Origin of the sequence: Mycobacterium sp. TY814 (assembly GCF_030755175.1) — a bacterium.
In the GTDB taxonomy this organism is placed as follows: Bacteria; Actinomycetota; Actinomycetes; order Mycobacteriales; family Mycobacteriaceae; genus Mycobacterium.
The window spans coordinates 654,996-675,742 of the sequence record NZ_JAUFRY010000003.1 but is presented as its reverse complement, the minus strand read 5'-3'; the positions used below and the strand labels follow the sequence as shown (position 1 = coordinate 675,742).

Below are 20,747 nucleotides of genomic sequence, written 5' to 3'. Positions count from 1 at the left end.
GCGCTAATTGATGTAGCCTTCGACCTCGTCGGCCGGACGCACGGTGGCGTCACGCGGGTCTCCGCCGGTTTCCCGCAGGGCCCGGCGCTGCCGCAGCAAGTCCCAGCACTGATCGAGCTCGACTTCCAGGCGGCGGAGCCGCTCTTGTTCCTCTTCGCTGGAGATCGCGCCCTGCTGCACCTGCGCGCGCAGCGCCTTTTCCTGAGCGACCAGTTCGCGGATATGCGCCAGGGCGTCACTGTCCGTCGATTTGTTTGCGTCGGCCATCGCACCAGTCTGCCCCACGTTCCCCCGGGATCGTATGGGGACTCGGTAGGCTCATATCGCCTGGAAGCGCGAATGACGGCGGTTTAGTGAGGAGCGATGGTGGGTCCAGATGTGGGGGTGGACGAAGCGCCCGCGCCCGCTGGTCACATTGACCAGGCTCAGCGCACCCCGCGGTATCGCCGTCAGCGGCCCGGCCGCCCCTGGTTGATCGGTGTCGCAGTCATCCCGTTTCTGCTGGCGTTGATCGGATTTGGCGCATACGAGCGGCCGATGGGCGTGAACGCGCCGACCGGTGACCTACCGACACTCACCGCTGCGCCTGTCGGTCCGAACAACAACTCGAGCGCCCCCAGCCTGTCGCTGTCGCTGGTCTCGATCAGCCGCAGCGGCAACAGCATCACACTGATCGGCGACTTCCCGGATGACAACGCTAAAGCGGCTCTGATGAAAGCGCTCAAAGCGCTCATGCCGCCCGGCGTCAGTGTCATCGACCAGATTCATATCGACCCCCTGGTGCGCACCCTCGACTTCACCAACGCAGAACCGGTCTTCACCGCGGGCGCGCCGATCCCCGATTTCAGCCTGAAGGTCGAGAAAGACACCGTCACGCTGGGCGGCACCGCATCGCCGGATCAAAAGGACGCCGTGGAACGTGCGGTGGTCAGCGTCTGGCCGGGCGTGAACGTGGCCAACGCGATCGTGGCCAGGGGCCAGATCACCCCGAACGCGCCGCAGGCGACTGCCGTGCCCCCTCCCGGCCCGGGGGCGTGCAACGACCTGCAGGCGGTTCTCAACAAGATGACGGGTGGTCCGCTCTCCTTCGGCAGTGACGGGGTGAGCCTCACTCCGGACGACAACCAGATCCTCATCCGGGTTGCCGACCAGCTGAAGGCATGCCCGGCCGCCCGCATCACGGTCAACGGATACACCGACAACGCCAGCGCCGAAGGCATCAACATTCCGCTGAGTGCTCAGCGGGCCACCGCCGTCGCCGAGTACCTCATCGCCAACGGGGTATCCCGCGATCGCGTGACGGCCAAGGGTCTGGGCTCCTCCAATCCGATAGCCAGTAACGACACGGCCGAGGGGCGCGCGAAGAACCGGCGCGCCGAGCTTGTGGTGAGCTAGGGGAGAATCAAGCATGGGTTTCCTGATCCAGTGGTTGGTCTACCTGGCTGCTTTCGTAGCCGGGTCGGCCGTTGCCTACGGGATCGCCGCCCTGCTGATCAAGTCCGACAAGCCGAAACCGGCGCCCGAGGAGACTGCCCCCGAGCCAGTCGCGGAAGCGGTTCCCGAGGCGGCCGAACCGCAGCCGGCCGTCGAGTCCGTGACCGAGAGCGGGGTGCCGCAACCTCTGCTCACCGGGCCCGTTGTGGCGTCGGCAGAAGAGTCCGAGACGTTTGAGCAGTTGCTCTGGCCTGACTCCGTCCAGCCGGCCACCGAGAATGCCGCGGTACCGGCGTCCGAGCCCTCGCATGCCGAGTCCGAGGTTGCCGAGGCGTCGGAACCTGGGACGGTTGAGGCGGAGCTTGCAGAGCCGGTTGCGGAGGTCGCGGAGCCCGAGTCAGAGCCAGAGCCAGAGCCAGAGCCAGAGCCCGAGCCGGAACCCGAGGCCGAGTCTGAGGCCGCTGAGCTTGAGCCTGCGGTTGCTGCGGTGTCGGAACCTGAGACCGTCGAGCCGGAGATCGCTGAGCCGCCGGAAGAGGTCGCAGGACCGCAATCCGCACCTGAACCCCTCGAGATCGCGGAGGTAGCTGAACCCGAGCACGAGTTGGCGCGGCCGCAGTGGCCCGGCCCCCAGATCGTGGAGCCGGAGAGTGCGGAGCCGGCGGTTGACGTCGCGGAGCCGGAACCCGTGCCCGCGCCACAGCCGGAAGTCGCGCCTGAGACCCGCGAGGTCGCCGAGGTCTATGAACCCGAGCCGGAGCTCGCGCAGCCACAATGGCCAGGCCCCCAGATCGTGGAGCCGGAGATCGTGCAGCCGGTAGCCGAAGTCGCCGACGAACCCGAACCCCAGCCCGAGCCCGAACCCGAACTCCAGCCCGAGCCCGAACCCGAGCCCCAGCCCGAGCCCGAGGTTGCGGAGGTGCCAGCATCCCACCCGGTGCTGCCGCAGCCGCAGTGGCCCGGACCCGCCTCGCAATGGCCCGGTTCGCAGGTCGCGGAGCCGGAGATTGTCCAGTCGGTTGCTGAAGTTGCCGAAGTTGCCGAAGTTGCCGAGGAGCCGGAACCGGAACCCGAGCCAGAGCCGGCACCTGAGCCCGAGGTGGCCGAGGCGTCACAACCCGAGCCCGAACAGTCAGAGCCGCAATGGTCCGGGTCCGCGTCGCAGTGGCCTAGCCCCGACGCGGTCGAGGACGACGAGGCCGAAACACCCGAATCCGAATTGCGGCAGCCACAGTGGCCGGGCCCGCCGTCTCAATGGCCGGGAATCGGAGTGAAGCGGTGATCGCCCACGTGCATTGGTGGCTGGCAGGCGTGTCGTTCGGACTCGGCATGGTATTGACGTTCACTTTGATGGTGCGACCCACCAAAACCCAGGTGCCGGCCTGGGTTCTTGCCGAACCGCGACCGCGCCCCAAGCCTGAGCCGGCGATGAAAACCGCTGCCGTCGAAGCGCCGACGAAGAAGCTGCCCGCCGCCAAACCGGGACCGGCGAAGAAGAAAGCCGTCTCCAAGGCGCCGCCGAGAAAACGAAAGCCAATTTCCGCCGACGCGGCTACAGAACGAATCGCTATCTCCAATGATCCTGCGACGGAACGGATTCCGGTCCCGCGCAAGAGGCCGGCAAAGAAGGTACCCGCCAAGAAGGCGAGGCCAAAAGGTGCTCCGCCCAGGCGCAGGCCGGTGCCGAAAGATGCCGAAACGGAGAAGATTCCCGTCAGCAGTGAGGCGCAGACGGTGGTGCTCCCGCTGATGCCGTACGCGCCCTACGGTCCCGGTTCGATGCGCGCCAACCTCGACGGCAGCGGGCCTGAGGGGTGGACGATCAAGGGACGCATGGATTCTCGGCTCTTCTTTACCCCCGAGGACGAGTGCTACGACGACACGGAAGCCCAAGTCTGGTTCCAGGACGAGGGATTCGCCACCCGCGCGTTTTTCACGCCATGGTGCAGGAGCACGCGAAAAGGCTGACCCGGAGACGTCCCAGGCGCGGGGGGTATGGCGCGAGCCGCTAACTCGGCCCGGGAAGCCGCAACACCAGGCGCGCCCCGCCCAGCGGGCTGCTCTCCAGCGATGCGGTCCCCCCGTGCAGGTCTGCCTGCTGGGCGACCAGAGCCAGCCCGAGACCGGACCCTGAATGCGACGCCGTCGAGCCCCTGGAGAACCGCTCGAACACGACTTGGCGCTCCTGCTCGGGCACCCCACTGCCGTCGTCGTCGATGGCGATCTCGACCCCGGCCCGCGAGCTGACCGCGGACAGCTGGACGTGGGTGGCGCCACCATGCTTGACGGCGTTGGCGATGGCGTTGTCGACTGCCAGCCGCAACCCGGCCGGCATCCCGACGATGATGCAGGTCGGCGAAGGCACGAGGGAGACATCGAGATCGGGATAGATGCGGGTAGCGTCGTGGGCCGCGCGGTCGAGCAGATCGGTGATGTCTACGGGCACATGGTCGTCGGAGGTGGACAGTTCGCCCTGGGCCAACCGTTCGAGCGCGCTCAGCGTCGCCTCGATCCGCGACTGGGTGCGGATCACGTCGCTGAGCACTTCTTTGCGTTGGTCGTCGGGTAGGTCGAGGGTCGCCAGTACCTCGAGGTTGGTCCGCATCGCGGTCAGCGGGGTACGCAGCTCGTGCGAGGAGACCGCGGCGAAGTCGCGGGCCGAGGCCAGCGCCTCCTGCGTCCGGTTCTGCTCGTTCCAGATGCGTTGCAGCATCCCCCGCATGGCTTCGGCGATCTCGACGGCTTCGCTGGCGCCATGCACTTCAACCCTCGGGGCTTCGTCACCCGCATCGATCGACCGAGTCTGTTCGGCGAGTTGTTTGAATGGTCGCACCGCGAAAGCAGCGAGCAGCCAAGCGAATACGGCTGCTGCGCCGATGGCCAAGGTACAGATCAACAGCACGCGCCGATGCAAGTTGTTGGTCTCGGCATAGGTGGCGTCATACGTCGCGGCGACGGCAACCGAGGTGGGTTCCGGGCCCGGAATCTCGACCGTGCGCACCCGGTAACGCACCCCGTGGATGAAGGTATCGGCGTAGTCGGCCTGCAATTTCGGCAGGTTGATGTCGGTGTTCGACTTGATCACGTTGCCACGGCGGACGGTGATCAGCGCGTCCTGGTCGTTGGGGGAGCGCGGTATCTCATCCAGGCCACGGGGCACGAACGGGATGGCGAAGCCCGCGGCCTCATCCAGCCGGCGGTCGAGGCGTTCCTTGCGGTCCTTCGTGATGCCCACCCAGACGACGGCGCCGACAATCAGCACCGGGATGGCAGCGCCGATGACCGTCGCGACCACCACCCGAGTCCGGAGCGACGGCGTGCGGGCGAAGATTCGCGACAGGATATTCACTGCCACCATCAGGCACCTACCGCGCTCATTGCATCCTGAGCACGAAACCGACTCCGCGGACGGTGTGCAGAAGCCGCGGGCCGCCGTTGGCCTCCAGCTTGCGCCGCAGGTATCCGATAAAGACGTCGACGACGTTGGTGTCGGCGGCGAAGTCGTAGCCCCAGACCAGTTCCAGCAGTTGCGCGCGGGACAGTACCGCTGTCTTGTGCTCGGCCAGCACGGCCAGTAAGTCGAACTCCCGCTTCGTGAGGTCGACGTCGACGCCGTTGACCCGGGCGCGACGGCCGGGGATATCCACTTCCAGCGGACCCACCGTGATGGTTTCCGAGGATGAGGTGGCGGTGGCACCGCGCCGGCGCAGCAGAGCGCGCACCCGCGCCACCAACTCGGCCAGTACGAATGGCTTGACCAGGTAGTCGTCGGCGCCGGCTTCCAGCCCGGCCACCCGGTCGTCGACGGAGCTGCGGGCACTCAGCACACACACGGGCACGTCGTTATCCATGGCTCGCAGCGCGGTGACCACGCTGACACCGTCCAGCACGGGCATATTGATGTCGAGAACGATCGCATCCGGCCGGGTCTCGGTGGCGCTGCGCAGGGCTTCGGCGCCGTCGACCGCGGTCGACACCTCGAATCCGGACAGCCGCAGACCACGTTCCAGCGAAGCGAGCACATCGGAGTCGTCGTCGACCACCAAGACCCGAGGTGAGTTCACACCAGTGTCCATGCGCCTATCTTGCCTGATTGTGCGCGACGGCGGTGGGAGGCGCACCTCCCGCCGGCGAGCAGACACAAACTCGCACGAAAAACCCGTTTAAGGTGGGAGTTTGTGTCTGCTCGCGAGGGTTACGCGAGGGTTAGAGGTCGTCCGCGGCGCCGCGGCCCGCGGCCCGGCCGGAGAAGATGCAGCCGCCCAGGAACGTCCCCTCCAGGGCGTTGTATCCGTGCACCCCGCCGCCGCCGAATCCGGCGACCTCGCCAGCCGCGTACAGCCCAGGGATGGGGGTCTGACCGTCGTTGCCCATGGCGCGTGAGCGCAAATCAGTTTGTATGCCGCCCAACGTCTTTCGGGTCAGGATGTGCAATTTAGCGGCGATCAGCGGCCCGGCTTTCGGGTCCAGGATGCGGTGCGGCGCGGCGACCCGGCCCAGTCGATCGCCCAGCGCCCGCCGGGCGTTGCGGATGCCCTGCACCTGAACGTCCTTGCAGAACGGGTTGGCGATCTGCAGGTCGCGGGACTCGAGCTGGGCGCGGATGCCGGCCGGGTCCAGCAGTGGTTCGTCGGTCAGGGCGTTCATCTTCGCGACCAGATCTTCGAGGTTGTCAGCGACCACGAAGTCGGCGCCGTGGGCCTTGAACGCCTCCACCGGACCCGTCGCGTCCTTGTTGAAGAAGCGTTGTTGCAGCACCTTCATCAGGCTCTTCCCGGTGATATCGGGGTTCTGTTCCGAACCGGACAGGGCGAACTCTTTCTTGATGATCTTTTGCGTCAGCACGTACCAGGAGTGGTCGTACTTCGCGATTTCGGGGTTGGTTCGCAGGTACTTCAGCGTGCCCAGGGTGTCGTAGCCGGGCAGGTACGGCGCCGGCAGCCGGCGGCCGAGCGCGTCGAACCACATTGACGACGGCCCCGGGATGATGCGGATGGCGTGCTTGGGCCAGATCGGATCCCAGTTCCTGACGCCCTCGGTGTAGTGCCACATCCGGTCCCGGTTGACGAGGCGGACGCCGCTGTCATGGGCGATGTCCAGCATGCGTCCATCGACGTATTCCGGGACTCCGGTGATCATCGACAACGGTGGGGTGCCCATCCGCTCCGGCCAGTACCGCCGAACCATCTCGTGATTGCCGCCGATGCCACCGGTCGTGATGATCACGGCCTGCGCCGACAGTTCGAATTCGCCAACCACGTCGCGGTTAGACGGTGCGCCCCGCACCGCGTCGTCGGGGGCCAGCACCGCGCCTCTGATGCCGGTGACCGCGCCGTCGGTGAACACCAGCTCGTCCACGCGATGGCGGTGATAGAACGCGACCTGGTTGTCCTGTGCGGCGTCGAGGGCCGAGTTGACAAAGGGCTCAACAACTCCGGTGCCCGTCCCCCAGGCGACGTGGAAACGCGGCACCGAATTTCCGTGTCCGTCGGCACGCAGATCCCCACGCTCGGCCCACCCCACCGTGGGCATGAACCTGATGCCGAGGTCGGTCAGGTACGACCGCTTCTCACCTGCGGCGAACTCGACGTACGCCCGCGCCCACCTGGCCGCCCATACATCCTCGTCGTCGAGGCGATCGAATCCCGCGCTGCCGGACCAGTCGTTCCAGGCCAGCTCGAGGGAGTCCTTGATCCCCAGCACGCGTTGCTCGGGGGTGTCGACCAAGAACAGGCCGCCGAACGACCAGAACGCTTGACCGCCCAGGTTGGCCTCGTTTTCCTGGTCAACCACCGCGACCTTCTTGCCGCGCCGGGTCAGTTCGTGGGTGGCGACCAACCCGGCCAGACCCGCACCGACAACGATGACATCAGCGTCCATGAGACAGCCCTTCCGTGCGCAAAACGCTCACCAACGAACTAGATACACCAATGTATCATATTCAGAGACGCATCGGAAGGATCGTTACCGGTGGTCAATCGCGAGTCAGCACGACATTCATCAGCTGGGTCAGCCAGGCGCGCGCCGCGGCCTGGTCACTGTCCAGTAGTAGCTGAACGCTGACTCCGTCGTAGGCGGCGATGATGGCGCGAGCCGTATCGGTGACGCTGTCGATCGCCTTGTGGAAGCCGATGCCGCTGGCGATCAGCCGTTCCTCGATGACTTTGCGCAGTTGCGCACGATGGACCTCCCAGCGGTGCGCCAGTTCGGGATTGCGCGCCGAATACAGCAGGAAATCGAACTTGATCAGCAGCCAGTCGCGCTCGAGAAGCAGTGTGTCGACGATTCGCTCCACGACTCCTGACAGGTCGACGACCGCGTCGGCGCCTTCCATGGCGGCCCGGACCTGCTCCGCGGTGCGGCCCGCCCACTCGTCGTAGAGGAGGAAGAACAACTCCTCCAAACTCTCAAACTGCGAATAGAACGCGCCGCGGGTGTAGCCGGCGGCCTCGCACACGTCCTCGATCGTGACGTGGCCGTAGCCTTTTTCTGCAAATACCCGGAACGCCGCATCCATGAGCCGGGCGCGGGTCTCGGCCCGGCGTTTGGTGACGCGCGGCGGCTTTGCAGCGGTGGTTGCAGTGGACATAAGTGCACCCCCTGTTCGCTATGTAGCCGATACATTGCCACATCGGATACGTGACGTGCCACATTGGGGGGTGAATGTCACCGACTTGCCGAAACTCCGCGGTTTCAGGACTCGGTTCGGCTGGGTGTCAGCACTACGTTGAGCAGCTGGATGAGCCTGGCGCGGGCGGCGCCGTCGTCGTTCTCCAGGAGTAACTGAGTGGCCAGACCGTCGTAGAGGGCGATGATGGCCTGGGCCGTCTCGCTTGCCGTGCCGATCGACTCGTGCGATCCGATGCCGCGGGCGGTGAGCAGCTCCTCGATGGTCGTCCGCAGCTTGCCGCGGTGGACCGACCAGCGCTGGGCCAGCTCTGGCTTCCGGGCGGCCACCGCCAGCAGGTCGACCTTGATCAATAGCCACTCACGCTCGAGCAGCAGGGTCTCCACGATGGTGGCGACGATTCCGGGCAGATCGTTGACCGGGTCGCCGGCGTGCACGGCGCTGCGCACCTGTTCGGCAATCTGGCTCGTCCACTGGTGATAGATGACGAACAGCAGCTCTTCGAGGCTTTCGAACTGTGAGTAGAACGCGCCGCGCGTGTAGCCGGCGGCGGTGCACACGTCCTTGATGGTCACTTGTCCGTAGCCCTTCTGGGCGAAGACCTCTATTGCCGCGTCGATCAGCCGCCCCCGGGTTTCAGCGCGGCGTTTGGTTACTCGCGTCGCCTTTGCGGTGCTCGCTGATGACATCGGTCCTTCACCTTCCAGTGATCCATGCAGGTATCAGATACACAGTAGCATAAAATGTATTGACGCATCGTATACACAAATGTATGTTTTGGATAGTGATCGATGGAGGTGGGTGGATGTGATGGGTTTCGAGATGCTGGCGCCGGAAGTGAACTCGGCGCGGATGTACGGCGGGGCGGGAGCGGGTCCGTTGTTCTCGGCGGCGGCGGCCTGGGATGGGGTCGCCGCTGAGCTGCAGGCGTCGGCGTCGTCCTTCGATTCGGTGATTGCCGACCTGATCGACGGCTCGTGGGCCGGATCTGCGGCGGCAGCGATGGTCGGCATCGCGTCGGGCTACGTGGGGTGGCTGAGTGCCTCGTCCGGCATCGCCGAGATGGCTGGGATGCAGGCTCGTGCGGCGGCGACGGCGTACGAGGCGGCTCGGTCGGCGACGGTGCATCCAGCGGAGGTAGCGGCCAACCGGATGCAGCAACTGGCACTGATCGCGACCAACTTCCTGGGCCAGAACACGCCGGCGATCGCGGCAACGGACTTCGTGTACGTCGATATGTGGGTTCAGGACGTGCTCGCGATGGTGGGCTACCTTGCCGACGCGGTGTCGGTCGCCGTCGCTTTGACGCCGTTCAGTGCGTTGCCCGCCGACCTCGCGGGCATGGCATCGCAGGCGGTGGCGGTGGCGCAGGCGATCCCGCTGGATGCCGTGTCGCAGGGCGTGCAACTGGTGTCGACCGCGGTCGGCATGGCCATGACGCCGCTTTCCAGTTTTGGCGGCGGTGCAGCGCCGGGCGGTGCCGCACTGGCAGGCGCCTCGGAGTCGTCGGAGGTGCCTCTCATCGCGGCGGCGGAAGCTACCAGGCCGGGGGGTGGAGCCGGGTTTGGTGCGGCAGCGGGTCTGGGTCAGGCGCGCACCGTCGGTGCGTTATCAGTGCCGCAGAGTTGGGTCGGGTCGGTTCCTGAGGCGCGGGGCGTGTCGGCGTTGCCGGGCACCGGCCTGGCCGGTGCCGCAACGCTCGCCGGTGCCGAGGCGGCTGCCGGTGCGGGTGCCGGGATGCCGATGATGCCGATGCCGACTGGGGGCGGTGCTAACGGCGGGATGCCTGGCCGTATCGGAGGTGGCGCCAGCCCGCATGTCGTGCAGCAGCGGCCGAGCGTGATTCCCCGGGTCGGGGTGTGACGGTCACCGGTTGACCAGGCCACTCAGCCGCCACGCCAGTTGCCGCCGTATCGCAGGAACGTGCGCCGCGAGGCGCAGGGCCGAGTTGCGCACCGGACGCAGCGGGCGGGGCATGTTCGACACCTTCGTCAGGCGCCCGGTCAGCCTCAGCACCTGCCGGGCCCGTTCTCGCTGCGTCGCGCTGTAGGCGTCGAGTCGGGACTCGGATCCGTCGGTGAGCGCTTCGGCCAGCGCCGCCGCGTCGTTGATGCCCAGGTTCATGCCCTGGCCGCCGGCGGGGCTGTGCACATGAGCGGCATCCCCGGCCAGTAGCAGCCGGCCCGCCCGATAGGTGTCGGCGACGCGATGCTGTATCCGGAAGCGCGATCCCCAGACCAACTCGGTGACAACGGTGCGTCCGGGTCCGAAGCCGCGGCTGTCCAGCAAACTCTGGGCGAACTCGATCGTCGGTACCCGGGGGGCCTGCGCCGACGGGGCCACGATGCGGTAGATGCCGTCGGGCAGCGGCGCCAGCACCGTCAAGCCCTCGCTGCCGTAGAAGAGGATCACCTCGTCGACCGGCGCGTCGCCGGTGACGCGCACGTCGGCCAGGGCGAAGGACTCGGCGAACTCCCCTCCGGCGAAGCCGATTCCGGCTTGCTGCCGAATGGTGCTGTGCATCCCGTCGGCGCCGACGACGTAGCCGGCGCGGATGGTGTCACCGTCGTCGAAAGTGGCTGTGACGCCAGTCGTGTCCTGCTTGAGGTTGCTCAGCCTCTTGGGCCGAATCACATTGGCGTTCAATTCATTCAGGCGTTCTTCCAGCGCCCGCTCGGTCTCGGCCTGCGAGATCATCAGGCTGTACGGATAACAGGTCGGCAGGTCGCTGAAGTCGACGGGAATCAGTACGCGCGATCCCTGGCGCATGGTGAATCGCGGCGCCGCCAGTCCGGCCTTGACCAGACGCCGGGAAACATCGAGTTCTTCGAGCAGTTCCAGGCTGCGGGCATTGACCACGGCGGCACGGGAGGTGTTGGCGCCGGCGGGCAGTGCGTCGACCACCACCGCATCGACCCCGCGGGTGACCAACGAGCCCGCCAAGGTGAGCCCGGTGGGCCCGGCACCCACTACCAGGACATCGGTGTCGTTCATGGTGACCTCCTCGTCAGCGAAGTCAACAACTGTTGACATGGCCATCATGCGCGCGTCGCGGCACGTATGTCAACACTTGTTGGCCTACAGTTGTTGACATGAGGCGGACGTCGGCGGAAACCAAGGCCGTGATCCTGACCAAGGCGCGCGAACGGTTCGCGACGTCGGGCTTCCAGGCCGCCACGATCCGCGCGATCGCCGCCGACGCCGGCGTTGATCCCGCCATGGTGATGCGGTACTTCGGCAGCAAGGATCAACTGTTCGCGGCGGCGGCCGAATTCGATTTGCAACTACCCGATTTCGCTTCGGCAGATCGCGGCCAACTGGGCCGGTTGCTGGTTGGCCACTTTCTGCGGCGCTGGGAGGGCGGCGACGACGCCCTGGTGATCCTGCTGCGCTGCAGTGCCACCAACGACGAAGCGGCGCAACGGATGCGGGAGATCTTCGGGGTCCAGTTGCAGCCCCTGGTGGCGGGCTGGGCGCCGGCCGGCGAGGCGGCGCGGCGGGCCGGGCTGATCGCCACCCAGATCCTGGGTTTGGCGATGTGCCGCTTTGTCTTACGGCTGCCGCCCGTGGTCGACCTGAGCCGGGACGAGGTGATCGAGTGGCTCGGCCCGACGATCCAGCGCTACCTGGACGGCTGAGCCGGGGGCAACCCGATGCTTCGGTAGCGCCGCAGGCGCGCGGCCAGACGCTGTGGTCCGGGTATTTCGCGCAGCGCGTGGACTTCACCGGCAATGGCCGCGGCCAGCCGGAGAGAGAAGGCGACCGGCTCGTCGGCGGCATCGGGATGCTCGGGAACGATTGCGTCGACGATGCCCGATGCCATCAGGTCGGCCGATCGGATGCCTTGTGCTGCAGCAAGTTCCGCGGCGTGCTCGGTGTCGCGGAAAACGATGGCACTGGCGCCTTCCGGTGGCAGGGGCGCCAACCAACCGTGCAGCGCGGCCAGCACCCGGTCGGCGGGCACCATCGCCAGTGCCGGCCCGCCGCTGCCCTGGCCCAGCAGTACCGACACGGTCGGTGTGTCCAGCGTGACGAGCTCGGCGAGGCACTGAGCGATCTGCCCGGCGAGACCCCCCTGCTCGGCTTCGGCGGACAATGCCGGGCCGGCAGTGTCGATCACCAGCACGAGGGGCAGGCGGAGTTCGGCGGCCAACGCCATGCCACGCCGGGCCTCGCGCAGTGATCCGGGTCCGACGGTGTTGCCGCCGCCCTCGATGCGCTGCTGGCCGAGGACGACGACGGGTTGGGCCGCGAAGCGGGCGAGTGCCAGCAAGGTCGTCGCCGCCTCGCCCTGGCCGGTGCCCGAGAGCAGCACTCGATCGGTGGCGCCGTGGCGCAGCAGGAAGCGCGCGTCGGGGCGGTCGGCGCGACGGGATGCGACCACCGAATCCCAGGCAGGCACATCGGGGATCGGCTCGGGACGCGGACGGGCCGGCGGCGGGCCGGGAACATCCGCGAGGACGGTCAGCGCACGGTGCAGCGTTGCTCGCAGATCAGCAAGGGCCACCACGCCGTCGATGACGCCGTGACGCTGCAGGTTCTCCGCGGTTTGGACGCCGCTGGGGAAGGGCTGGCCGTACAGCAATTCGTACACCCGGGGGCCGAGGAATCCGATCAGCGCTCCCGGCTCGGCCACGGTGACGTGGCCCAGCGAGCCCCAGGACGCGAAGACGCCGCCGGTGGTCGGATTGCGCAGGTAAACCAGGTAGGGCAGATGGGCCTGCCGATGCAGTTTGACGGCCGCGGCGATCTTGACCATCTGCAGGAACGCGACCGTCCCCTCCTGCATGCGGGTGCCGCCGGAGCACGGCGAAGCCAGCAGCGGCAACCGCTCAGCCGTCGCGCGCTCCACCGCGGCGGTGATCCGTTCGGCGGCCGCCACCCCGATCGAGCCGGCGAGGAAGGCGAAGTCGCACACCACCACCGCGACCCGGCGTCCGAACACCCGACCCTCGCCGGTCGACACCGATTCGTCGCGGCCGCTGGCGGTGCGCGCGCCGGCCAACTCGCGCGCATAACCGTCGGACAAAGGCACTGGTACCGGTTCGATGTCCCAGCTGACGAAGGATCCCTCGTCAAGCACCGCATCGCGCAACTGATCGGTCGTGATCCGGCTCACAGGGACGAGGCTATATATCCTGGCCCCCATGATCGGTATCACCCAGACCGAAGCCGTGACGACCATTGAGCTGCAGCGGCCCGACCGACGCAACGCCCTGAACTCCCAGCTCGTCGAGGAGTTGCGAGAGGCTCTCGTGGCAGCCAGCAGCGACGGCCAGGTGCGGGCTGTCGTACTGACCGGGCAGGGCACGGCGTTCTGCGCCGGCGCCGACCTGTCCGGGGACGCCTTCGCCGCCGACTACCCCGACCGACTGGTCGAGTTGCACCGGGTCATGGACGCCGTTCCGGTCCCAATCATCGGCGCCATCAACGGACCCGCCATCGGCGCCGGCCTGCAATTGGCCATGCAGTGCGATCTGCGGGTCGTCGACGAAGATGCCTTCTTCCAGTTCCCGACGTCGAAATACGGTCTGGCTCTGGATAACTGGAGCATCCGTCGACTGTCGTCGCTGGTTGGTCACGGACGGGCCCGGGCCATGTTGCTGACCGCCGAGAAGTTGACCGCCGATGTGGCGCTGCAGACCGGAATGGCCAACCGGATCGGCACACTGGCCGATGCGCAGGAGTGGGCCGCGGAGATCTCTGGTCTCGCGCCGCTGGCTATCCAGCACGCGAAACGGGTACTCAACGACGACGGCTCGATCGAAGAACCGATGCCCGAGCACAAAGATTTGTTCGACAAGGCTTGGGGCAGTCAGGATGTGATCGAGGCGCAGGTCGCTCGGATCGAGAAGCGGCCGCCGAACTTTCAGGGGGCGTAACCGTCATGATGCGCCGGGCGCTGCGACTTGCTGGCGGTACCGTCTCTCTGGCGGCGGGGGGCTGGCTGTTGCGGGCGCTGCACGGCGCACCGGCAGCGCTGGGCGCCGACCCCGCGGCGATCGCGGCCGTGTCCGAAGGATCGCCGAACTATCGCGAGGGTGTGTTCATCAACCTCGACCCTTCATCGCTCTATGTGATGAACCGCGAGGAGATGCGGCAGATTGCGTGGGAGTTGATCGGGAATCGCGGCGCCAGCCTGCCCGCGAAACCGATTCCGCTGGCCTCGCCTTCGATCTACCAGGGCGAGCCCGCCGAGTTGGCGGTGAGCTGGTTCGGGCACTCGACGGCGCTGGTCGAGATCGACGGTTATCGCGTGCTGACGGACCCGGTGTGGAGTGACCGTTGCTCACCGTCGGACATTGTGGGACCGCAGCGGTTGCATCCGCCGCCGGTGCTGCTGGAGGGGTTGCCGGCGGTGGACGCGGTGGTGATCAGCCACGACCACTACGACCACCTCGACATCGACACCGTGCGTGCGCTGGCCCGCACGCAACGGGCGCCGTTCTTCGTGCCGCTGGGGGTGGGAGCGCACCTGCGGGCGTGGGGGATACCCGAGCAGCGGATTGTGGAACTGGACTGGAATCAGAGTGCCCAGGTCGACGAATTGACCATCGTCTGCATGCCGGCCCGGCACTTTTCCGGGCGGTTCTTCAGCCGCAACAACACCCTGTGGGCTTCATGGGCATTCATCGGCCCGCGCCATCGCGCGTATTTCGGCGGCGACACCGGTTACACCAAGAGCTTCGCTCAGATCGGTGCTGACCACGGACCGTTCGATCTGACCCTGATGCCGATCGGCGCGTACAACACCGCCTGGCCCGATATCCACATGAACCCCGAGGAGGCGGTCCGGGGACACCTTGATGTCACGGACTCGGGCTCGGGGCTGTTGGTGCCGATTCACTGGGGCACGTTCCGGTTGGCACCGCACCCGTGGGCGGAGCCGGTCGAGCGGGTGCTCACGGCCGCCGAGCCGGATGGCGTTCAGGTGGCGGTGCCGCTGCCCGGTCAGCGGATCGACACGGTCAGCCCGCTGCGATTCAATCCGTGGTGGCGTCTGTAACCGGGCGCGCATCGTCGCCGGGCTAAAGTTCGCGCATGACGAAACGCGCGGCAGCAGCCGCAGTCGTGCTGATGCTGTCGGGATTGGTCGGCTGTGGTCATGCGCAGCCGGCATCCAGTCCGTCCTCCCCGCCGGCGCAGGTTCCGCCCAACGAGTTCTCGGGAGTGCAGATCCCGGCTGGGCGCATCGACGACGCCGTCGGCAAGGTCGACGGCCTGGTGTCCGAGCTGATGAAGGGCTCTGGTATTCCCGGACTCGCTGTCGCGATCGTCCATGGCGGAAAGGTGATGTACGCCAAAGGTTTCGGCATCAAGGATGTCGGCAAGGCGGACAATCCGGACAACAAGGTCAACGCCGACACGGTCTTTCAGCTCGCGTCGGTATCCAAGTCGGTCGGGGCGACGGTAGTGGCACACGAGGTGACCGAAGGGGCGATCACCTGGGACACGCCCGTGGCCACCAAGCTGCCGGGTTTCACCCTCATCGATCCATACGTCACCGAGCACGTCAGTGTCGCCGACCTCTACTCGCACCGCTCCGGCCTGCCCGATCACGCCGGTGACGCGCTCGAAGATCTGGGTTACGACCGGCAGCAGGTGCTGGAGCGGTTGAAATACCTGCCCCTGGCCCCCTTCCGGATCAGCTACGCCTACACCAACTTCGGCGTGACCGCGGCCGCCGAGGCGGTCGCTGCGGCAGCCGGCAAGTCCTGGGAGGACCTGTCCGACGAGGTGCTGTACCGACCGCTGGGGATGACGTCGACCAGCTCGAAATTCGCCGATTTCCTGGCCAGGCCCAACCACGCCGTCAACCACATCAAGGTGGGTGACAAGTGGGAAGCGCGATTTCAGCGCGACCCGGACCCCCAGACGCCGGCCGGCGGAGTGAGTTCGTCAGTCAACGACATGGCGCGCTGGCTGATGATGGTGATGGCCAACGGCACCTACAACGGTCAGCGGATCACCTCGCCGGAGGCGCTGCTTCCCGCGATCACCCCGCAGGTCATCTCCACTGCCGCCAGAAAACCGGATGCCAGAGCCGGCACCTACGGTCATGGTTTCAACACCTCGGTAACCTCGTCCGGCCGCACGATGTACAGCCACTCCGGAGCGTTCGGCCTCGGCGCTGCAACGAATTTCGCGGTGCTGCCGTCGGAGGACCTCGGCATCATCACCCTGACCAACGCCGCGCCGTACGGGGTACCGGAGGCGCTGAACGCCGAGTTCATGGATCTGGTCCAGTACGGCCAGGTGCGTGAGGACTGGGCGAATCTGTACCGCCAACAACTGGCACCGATGAACAACCCGGAGGGCGCCCTCGTCGGCAAGCAGCCTCCCGTCAGCCCGGCACCGGCCCGACCGGTAAGCGACTACGTCGGCGTCTACAACAACGACTTCTGGGGGCCGGCAGCGGTCACCGACCATGACGGACAATTGCAGCTGTCGTTGGGGCCGAAGAACCAATCCTTTGACTTGACGCATTGGGACGGTGACACTTTCACGTTCCCACTGGCCACCGAGAACGCCTTGCCCGGATCGGTGTCCACGGCAGTGTTCAACGGCAGTGCGCTGAAAATCGAGTATTTCGACGCGAACGGCATGGGGACCTTTACGCGATGACCGTCGTTGGCCTCACCGATGCCGAGGTAGCGCAACGGGTTGCCGAAGGCAAAGCCAACGACGTTCCCGAGCGCGCCACCCGCAGCATCGCTCATATCGTCCGGGCCAACGTCTTCACCCGCATCAACGCGATCCTCGGCGTGCTATTCGGCATCGTGCTGCTGACGGGATCGTTGATCAACGGGCTGTTCGGTATGCTCATCGTCGCCAACAGCGTCATCGGCATGGTCCAGGAAATTCGCGCCAAGCAGACCCTGGACCGGCTGGCGATCGTTGGTCAGGCAAAACCATTGGTGCGCAGACAATCCGGAACCGTCACCCTGGCCCCGGCGCAGGTGGTGCTCGACGACATCATCGAACTGGGCCCGGGTGATCAGATCGTGGTCGACGGCGAGGTCGTCGAGGAGCGCAACCTCGAGATCGACGAATCCTTGCTGACGGGGGAAGCCGATCCGATCGCCAAAGACGTTGGCGACGGGGTGATGTCGGGAAGCTTCGTCGTCGCCGGCAGTGGTGCCTACCGCGCGACGCAGGTGGGCGGCGATGCCTATGCGGCCAAACTGGCCGCCGAGGCAAGCAAGTTCACTCTGGTCAAATCCGAACTGCGCAATGGCATCAACCGCATCCTGCAGTTCATCACCTACCTGCTGATCCCGGTGGGCCTGCTGACCATCTACACCCAGCTGTTCACCACGAACGTGGGCTGGCGCGAGTCGGTGCTTGCCATGGTGGGCGCGCTGGTGCCGATGGTGCCCGAAGGTCTGGTGCTGATGACATCGATCGCGTTCGCCGTCGGGGTGATCCGACTGGGCCGGCGTCAGTGCCTGGTGCAGGAGTTGCCTGCCATCGAGGGGCTGGCCCGAGTCGATGTGGTGTGCGCCGACAAGACGGGAACGCTGACCGAAACCGGTATGCGGGTCTCCGAAGTGCGGGAGCTCGAATCGGCGGCGGAGCGTGTCGGCGACGTGCTCGCCGCGGTGGCCGCTGCCGACCCCCGCCCGAACGCCAGCATGCTCGCGATATCCCAGGCTTATGACACGACTCCCGACTGGACCCCCAGCGCGACAGCGCCTTTCAAGTCGGCGACCAAATGGAGTGGGGTGTCGTTCGGCGATCACGGCAACTGGGTTATCGGCGCACCCGATGTCCTGCTCGACCCGCAGTCCCCGGCGGCCGAGCAGGCCGAGCGGTTTGGCGCGCAAGGGTTGCGGGTGCTGTTGCTGGGTTCGGCCGACCGCCCGGTGGACGCTCCGGATGCCCCGGGTTCTGTGGCCCCGGTGGCGTTGGTGGTGCTGGAGCAGAAGGTGCGCCCCGACGCTCGCGAGACACTGGAATACTTTGCCGCTCAGAATGTGTCGGTGAAGGTGATCTCCGGTGACAACGCGGTGTCGGTCGGGGCGGTGGCCGACCAACTCGGCCTGCACAGTCAGGCGATGGATGCCCGCCGGCTGCCTTCGGATGAAGCGGAACTGGCCGACGCGCTGGACTCGCACAACACATTCGGCCGGGTCCGGCCGGACCAGAAGCGCGCCATCGTGCACGCCCTGCAATCACACGGCCACACCGTGGCGATGACCGGTGACGGCGTCAACGATGTGCTGGCCCTCAAGGACGCCGACATCGGCGTGGCAATGGGCGCGGGCAGCCCCGCATCCCGGGCGGTCGCGCAGATCGTGTTGCTGGACAACAGGTTTGCCACGCTGCCGTACGTCGTGGGTGAAGGCCGCCGGGTGATCGGCAACATTGAGCGGGTCGCCAGCCTCTTTTTGACCAAGACGGTCTACTCCGCATTGCTGGCGCTGTTGGTGGGACTCGAGTGTCTACTGGCCAAGCCGCTGGGGGCCGAGCCGCTGCTCTATCCGTTCCAGCCGATCCACGTCACCATCGCGGCCTGGTTCACCATCGGAATTCCGTCGTTCATTCTGTCGTTGGCGCCGAATAACGAGCGCGCTTACCCGGGTTTCGTGCGGCGGGTGCTGACCTCCGCGCTGCCGGCGGGCCTGATCGTCGGCATCGCGACGTTCGCGACCTACCTGACCGCGTATCACGGACGGCACGCCACGTCGGTGCAGCAGGACCAGGCGTCCACCGCGGCGCTGATCACCTTGCTGGTGACCGCGGTCTGGGTTCTTGCGATTGCGGCACGTCCTTACGAGTGGTGGCGGTTGACGCTGGTGATCGCTTCCGCGCTGGCATACGTGCTTATCTTCAGCCTGCCGTGGACGCAACAGAAGTTCTTCCTGGACCCGTCGAATCCGTGGATCACATCGACCGCGCTCGGCATCGGTGCGCTCGGGGCCGCGGCGATCGAAACCATGTGGTGGATCCGGGGCAGGATGCTCGGAGTAAAACCGCAAGTGTGGCGTGTGGCCAGTGGCTGACTGCTGCGCGGACAGCGGTGTGAGAGCCTGGAACGAAGCCGTCGATCCTGAACCCGTGCAACGGATCTGGCGTGCCCTGGGACTACCCGGCGTCTTCGACGTGCACACCCATTTCATGCCGCGGCGGGTGATGGACAAGGTGTGGGCTTACTTCGACTCGGCGGGCCCCCTGGTCGGGCGGGCTTGGCCGATCGTGTACCGCGCCGATGAACAACGCCGGGTGCAGGCGCTTCGCGACTTCGGTGTCGTCCGATTCAGCTCGCTGGTGTACCCGCATAAGCCGGACATGGCTGCCTGGCTGAATCAATGGGCCCGGTCTTTCGCCGCCGAGACACCCGACTGCCTGCCCACGGCCACCTTCTTCCCCGAGCCGGACGCGGCGCGCTACGTCGTTGACGCCATCGAAGCCGGCACCCGCGTCTTCAAAGCGCACGTCCAGGTTGGCCAGTACGACCCGTCCGACCCGCTGCTCGATCCGGTGTGGGGCGCCATCGCCGACGCCGGGATCCCGGTGGTCCTGCACAGCGGCTCCGGGCCCGTGCCAGGCCGCTACACCGGCCCCGGCCCAGTACGCGCGGTGCTGCGCCGGTTCCCGGGGCTGGCGCTGATCATCGCGCACATGGGCATGCCCGAGTACGCCGAGTTCGCCGACATCTGCGCGACCCACGACAACGTGCGACTCGACACCACGATGGCCTTCACCGCCTTCATCGAGGAGACCATGCCGTTCCCGGCCTCGGAATTGCCGCGCGTGCGCGACCTGGGAGACAAGATCCTGTTCGGCAGCGACTTTCCCAACATCCCGCACAGTTACGCCGAGGCGCTCACCGCGGTCACCGAGATCGACGGCGTGGACGACGACTGGCTGCGGAAAGTGCTCCATGACAACGCACATGCACTTTTCGGACCGCCCGCCTCGACCAAGTAGGGTTTTTTCCAACACCGGGTTCCCGCGCGACGGTGGGGAACCCCCTGGGGAAGGGACAGCGCAGATGGGACTGCTGGACAAGGCCAAGGACCTGTTGTCGCAGAACGCCGACAAGGTCGAGACGGCGATTACCAAGGCCGGTGAGTTCGTCGACGACAAGACGCAGGGCAAGTACACCGACACCATTCACAAGGTGCAGGAGGAAGCCAAGAAGATCGTCGACAACGGCGGCCAGCAGAGCTAACGAACATGGCGAAACTCTCCGGATCCATCGACGTACCGCTGCCGCCGGAACAGGCCTGGACACACGCCTCCGACCTGAACCGGTACCGGGAGTGGCTGACCATCCACAAGGTCTGGCGCAGCAAATTGCCCGACGTGCTCGAGAAGGGCACTGTCATCGAGTCCTACGTCGAGGTCAAGGGCATGCCCAACCGCATCAGGTGGACGATCGTGCGTTACAAACCACCGGAGGGCATGACGCTCAACGGTGACGGCGTAGGCGGCGTCAAGGTGAAATTGATGGCCAAGGTCGCCCCGAAAGAAGAGGGTTCGGTCGTCAGCTTCGACGTGCATCTCGGGGGGCCGGCGCTGTTCGGGCCGATCGGGATGGTGGTCGCGGCCGCGCTGCGCAGCGATATCCGCGAATCTCTGGAGAACTTCGTCAGGGTGTTCGCGCGCCCCGACCCAGGGACCAACGGGGATCGCGTCCTGCATCGCTGACAGGCCGGTGCGATGACTTTCCGGCTCG

20 protein-coding genes are annotated in these 20,747 nt (G+C 66.5%); 12 read left to right on the top strand and 8 right to left on the bottom strand.

Going from position 1 to position 20,747, the window contains the following annotated elements; genetic code table 11:
• Window positions 1-3: 3 nt before the first annotated feature.
• Window positions 4-267: a DUF2630 family protein gene (locus QXH22_RS24315; protein ID WP_306246035.1), complete on the bottom strand. Its 264-nt coding sequence runs from the start codon at window positions 265-267 to the stop codon at window positions 4-6.
• Window positions 268-366: 99 nt separating this feature from the next.
• On the opposite strand from QXH22_RS24315, the gene QXH22_RS24310 reads away from it, so the two are divergent.
• Genes QXH22_RS24310 through QXH22_RS24300 form a run of 3 tightly spaced genes read left to right on the top strand, consistent with a single transcriptional unit; the run spans window position 367 to window position 3,402 of the window.
• Window positions 367-1,395 carry an OmpA family protein gene (locus QXH22_RS24310; RefSeq protein WP_306246033.1) on the top strand — a complete coding sequence of 343 codons (1,029 nt, stop codon included), beginning with the start codon at window positions 367-369 and terminating at the stop codon, window positions 1,393-1,395.
• Between the two features lie 13 nt (window positions 1,396-1,408).
• Window positions 1,409-2,716 carry a hypothetical protein gene (locus QXH22_RS24305; RefSeq protein WP_306277253.1) on the top strand — a complete coding sequence of 436 codons (1,308 nt, stop codon included), beginning with the start codon at window positions 1,409-1,411 and terminating at the stop codon, window positions 2,714-2,716.
• Window positions 2,716-3,402 (top strand): hypothetical protein, encoded by a 687-nt coding sequence (locus tag QXH22_RS24300; protein WP_306277374.1) that lies wholly within the window; start codon window positions 2,716-2,718, stop codon window positions 3,400-3,402. The genes QXH22_RS24305 and QXH22_RS24300 overlap by 1 nt, the downstream gene beginning before the upstream one ends.
• Before the next feature lie 40 nt (window positions 3,403-3,442).
• Here the strand turns inward: QXH22_RS24300 and prrB are convergent, their stop codons facing one another.
• The 5 genes from prrB to QXH22_RS24275 form a co-directional block, all read right to left on the bottom strand.
• The gene (prrB, locus tag QXH22_RS24295) at window positions 3,443-4,783 is read right to left on the bottom strand and encodes a two-component system sensor histidine kinase PrrB (protein WP_306246482.1); all 1,341 of its coding nucleotides are present in this window, start codon (window positions 4,781-4,783) and stop codon (window positions 3,443-3,445) included.
• Between the two features lie 25 nt (window positions 4,784-4,808).
• Window positions 4,809-5,510: a two-component system response regulator PrrA gene (prrA, locus tag QXH22_RS24290; RefSeq protein WP_036364553.1), complete on the bottom strand. Its 702-nt coding sequence runs from the start codon at window positions 5,508-5,510 to the stop codon at window positions 4,809-4,811.
• A 130-nt stretch (window positions 5,511-5,640) separates the two neighbouring features.
• Window positions 5,641-7,314, bottom strand: coding sequence for an FAD-binding dehydrogenase (locus QXH22_RS24285; RefSeq protein ID WP_306277252.1), 1,674 nt, complete (start codon window positions 7,312-7,314; stop codon window positions 5,641-5,643).
• A gap of 94 nt (window positions 7,315-7,408) precedes the next feature.
• Window positions 7,409-8,023, bottom strand: a complete 615-nt coding sequence (locus QXH22_RS24280; RefSeq protein WP_306246027.1) for a TetR/AcrR family transcriptional regulator — start codon at window positions 8,021-8,023, stop codon at window positions 7,409-7,411.
• Window positions 8,024-8,127: 104 nt separating this feature from the next.
• Window positions 8,128-8,751: a TetR/AcrR family transcriptional regulator gene (locus QXH22_RS24275; protein WP_306246025.1), complete on the bottom strand. Its 624-nt coding sequence runs from the start codon at window positions 8,749-8,751 to the stop codon at window positions 8,128-8,130.
• 121 nt (window positions 8,752-8,872) lie between these two features.
• Here QXH22_RS24275 and QXH22_RS24270 point away from each other — a divergent pair, with 121 nt between their 5' ends.
• Entirely contained in the window at window positions 8,873-9,925 is a 1,053-nt protein-coding gene (locus QXH22_RS24270) for a PPE family protein (protein ID WP_306277251.1), read from the top strand.
• A 3-nt stretch (window positions 9,926-9,928) separates the two neighbouring features.
• Here QXH22_RS24270 and QXH22_RS24265 read toward each other — a convergent pair whose 3' ends face one another.
• On the bottom strand, window positions 9,929-11,056 hold the full coding sequence (locus QXH22_RS24265; RefSeq protein WP_306277250.1) for an NAD(P)/FAD-dependent oxidoreductase: 1,128 nt from the start codon (window positions 11,054-11,056) through the stop codon (window positions 9,929-9,931).
• A gap of 98 nt (window positions 11,057-11,154) precedes the next feature.
• Between QXH22_RS24265 and QXH22_RS24260 the strand changes: the two genes are divergently transcribed.
• Complete coding sequence (locus QXH22_RS24260; protein WP_306277249.1) at window positions 11,155-11,700, top strand: TetR family transcriptional regulator; 546 nt, start codon at window positions 11,155-11,157, stop codon at window positions 11,698-11,700.
• On the opposite strand, the gene QXH22_RS24255 is transcribed toward QXH22_RS24260, so the two are convergent.
• Entirely contained in the window at window positions 11,685-13,181 is a 1,497-nt protein-coding gene (locus QXH22_RS24255) for a carboxyl transferase domain-containing protein (RefSeq protein WP_306277248.1), read from the bottom strand. The genes QXH22_RS24260 and QXH22_RS24255 overlap by 16 nt on opposite strands.
• Before the next feature lie 28 nt (window positions 13,182-13,209).
• Here QXH22_RS24255 and QXH22_RS24250 point away from each other — a divergent pair, with 28 nt between their 5' ends.
• The 7 genes from QXH22_RS24250 to QXH22_RS24220 all read left to right on the top strand — a co-directional run bounded on the left by QXH22_RS24250 (window position 13,210) and on the right by QXH22_RS24220 (window position 20,719).
• Window positions 13,210-13,944, top strand: coding sequence for an enoyl-CoA hydratase (locus tag QXH22_RS24250; protein WP_306277247.1), 735 nt, complete (start codon window positions 13,210-13,212; stop codon window positions 13,942-13,944).
• A 5-nt stretch (window positions 13,945-13,949) separates the two neighbouring features.
• Complete coding sequence (locus QXH22_RS24245) at window positions 13,950-15,068, top strand: MBL fold metallo-hydrolase (protein WP_306246012.1); 1,119 nt, start codon at window positions 13,950-13,952, stop codon at window positions 15,066-15,068.
• Window positions 15,069-15,103: 35 nt separating this feature from the next.
• Window positions 15,104-16,687 (top strand): serine hydrolase, encoded by a 1,584-nt coding sequence (locus tag QXH22_RS24240; protein ID WP_306246010.1) that lies wholly within the window; start codon window positions 15,104-15,106, stop codon window positions 16,685-16,687.
• On the top strand, window positions 16,684-19,068 hold the full coding sequence (locus QXH22_RS24235; RefSeq protein WP_306277245.1) for a cation-translocating P-type ATPase: 2,385 nt from the start codon (window positions 16,684-16,686) through the stop codon (window positions 19,066-19,068). Before QXH22_RS24240 ends, QXH22_RS24235 begins: the two co-directional genes overlap by 4 nt.
• A gap of 19 nt (window positions 19,069-19,087) precedes the next feature.
• Window positions 19,088-19,996, top strand: a complete 909-nt coding sequence (locus QXH22_RS24230) for an amidohydrolase family protein (protein ID WP_306277243.1) — start codon at window positions 19,088-19,090, stop codon at window positions 19,994-19,996.
• A gap of 64 nt (window positions 19,997-20,060) precedes the next feature.
• Window positions 20,061-20,240, top strand: a complete 180-nt coding sequence (locus QXH22_RS24225) for an antitoxin (protein ID WP_306246004.1) — start codon at window positions 20,061-20,063, stop codon at window positions 20,238-20,240.
• Window positions 20,241-20,245: 5 nt separating this feature from the next.
• Window positions 20,246-20,719: an SRPBCC family protein gene (locus QXH22_RS24220; RefSeq protein WP_306246002.1), complete on the top strand. Its 474-nt coding sequence runs from the start codon at window positions 20,246-20,248 to the stop codon at window positions 20,717-20,719.
• The last annotated feature ends 28 nt before the right edge of the window (window positions 20,720-20,747 follow it).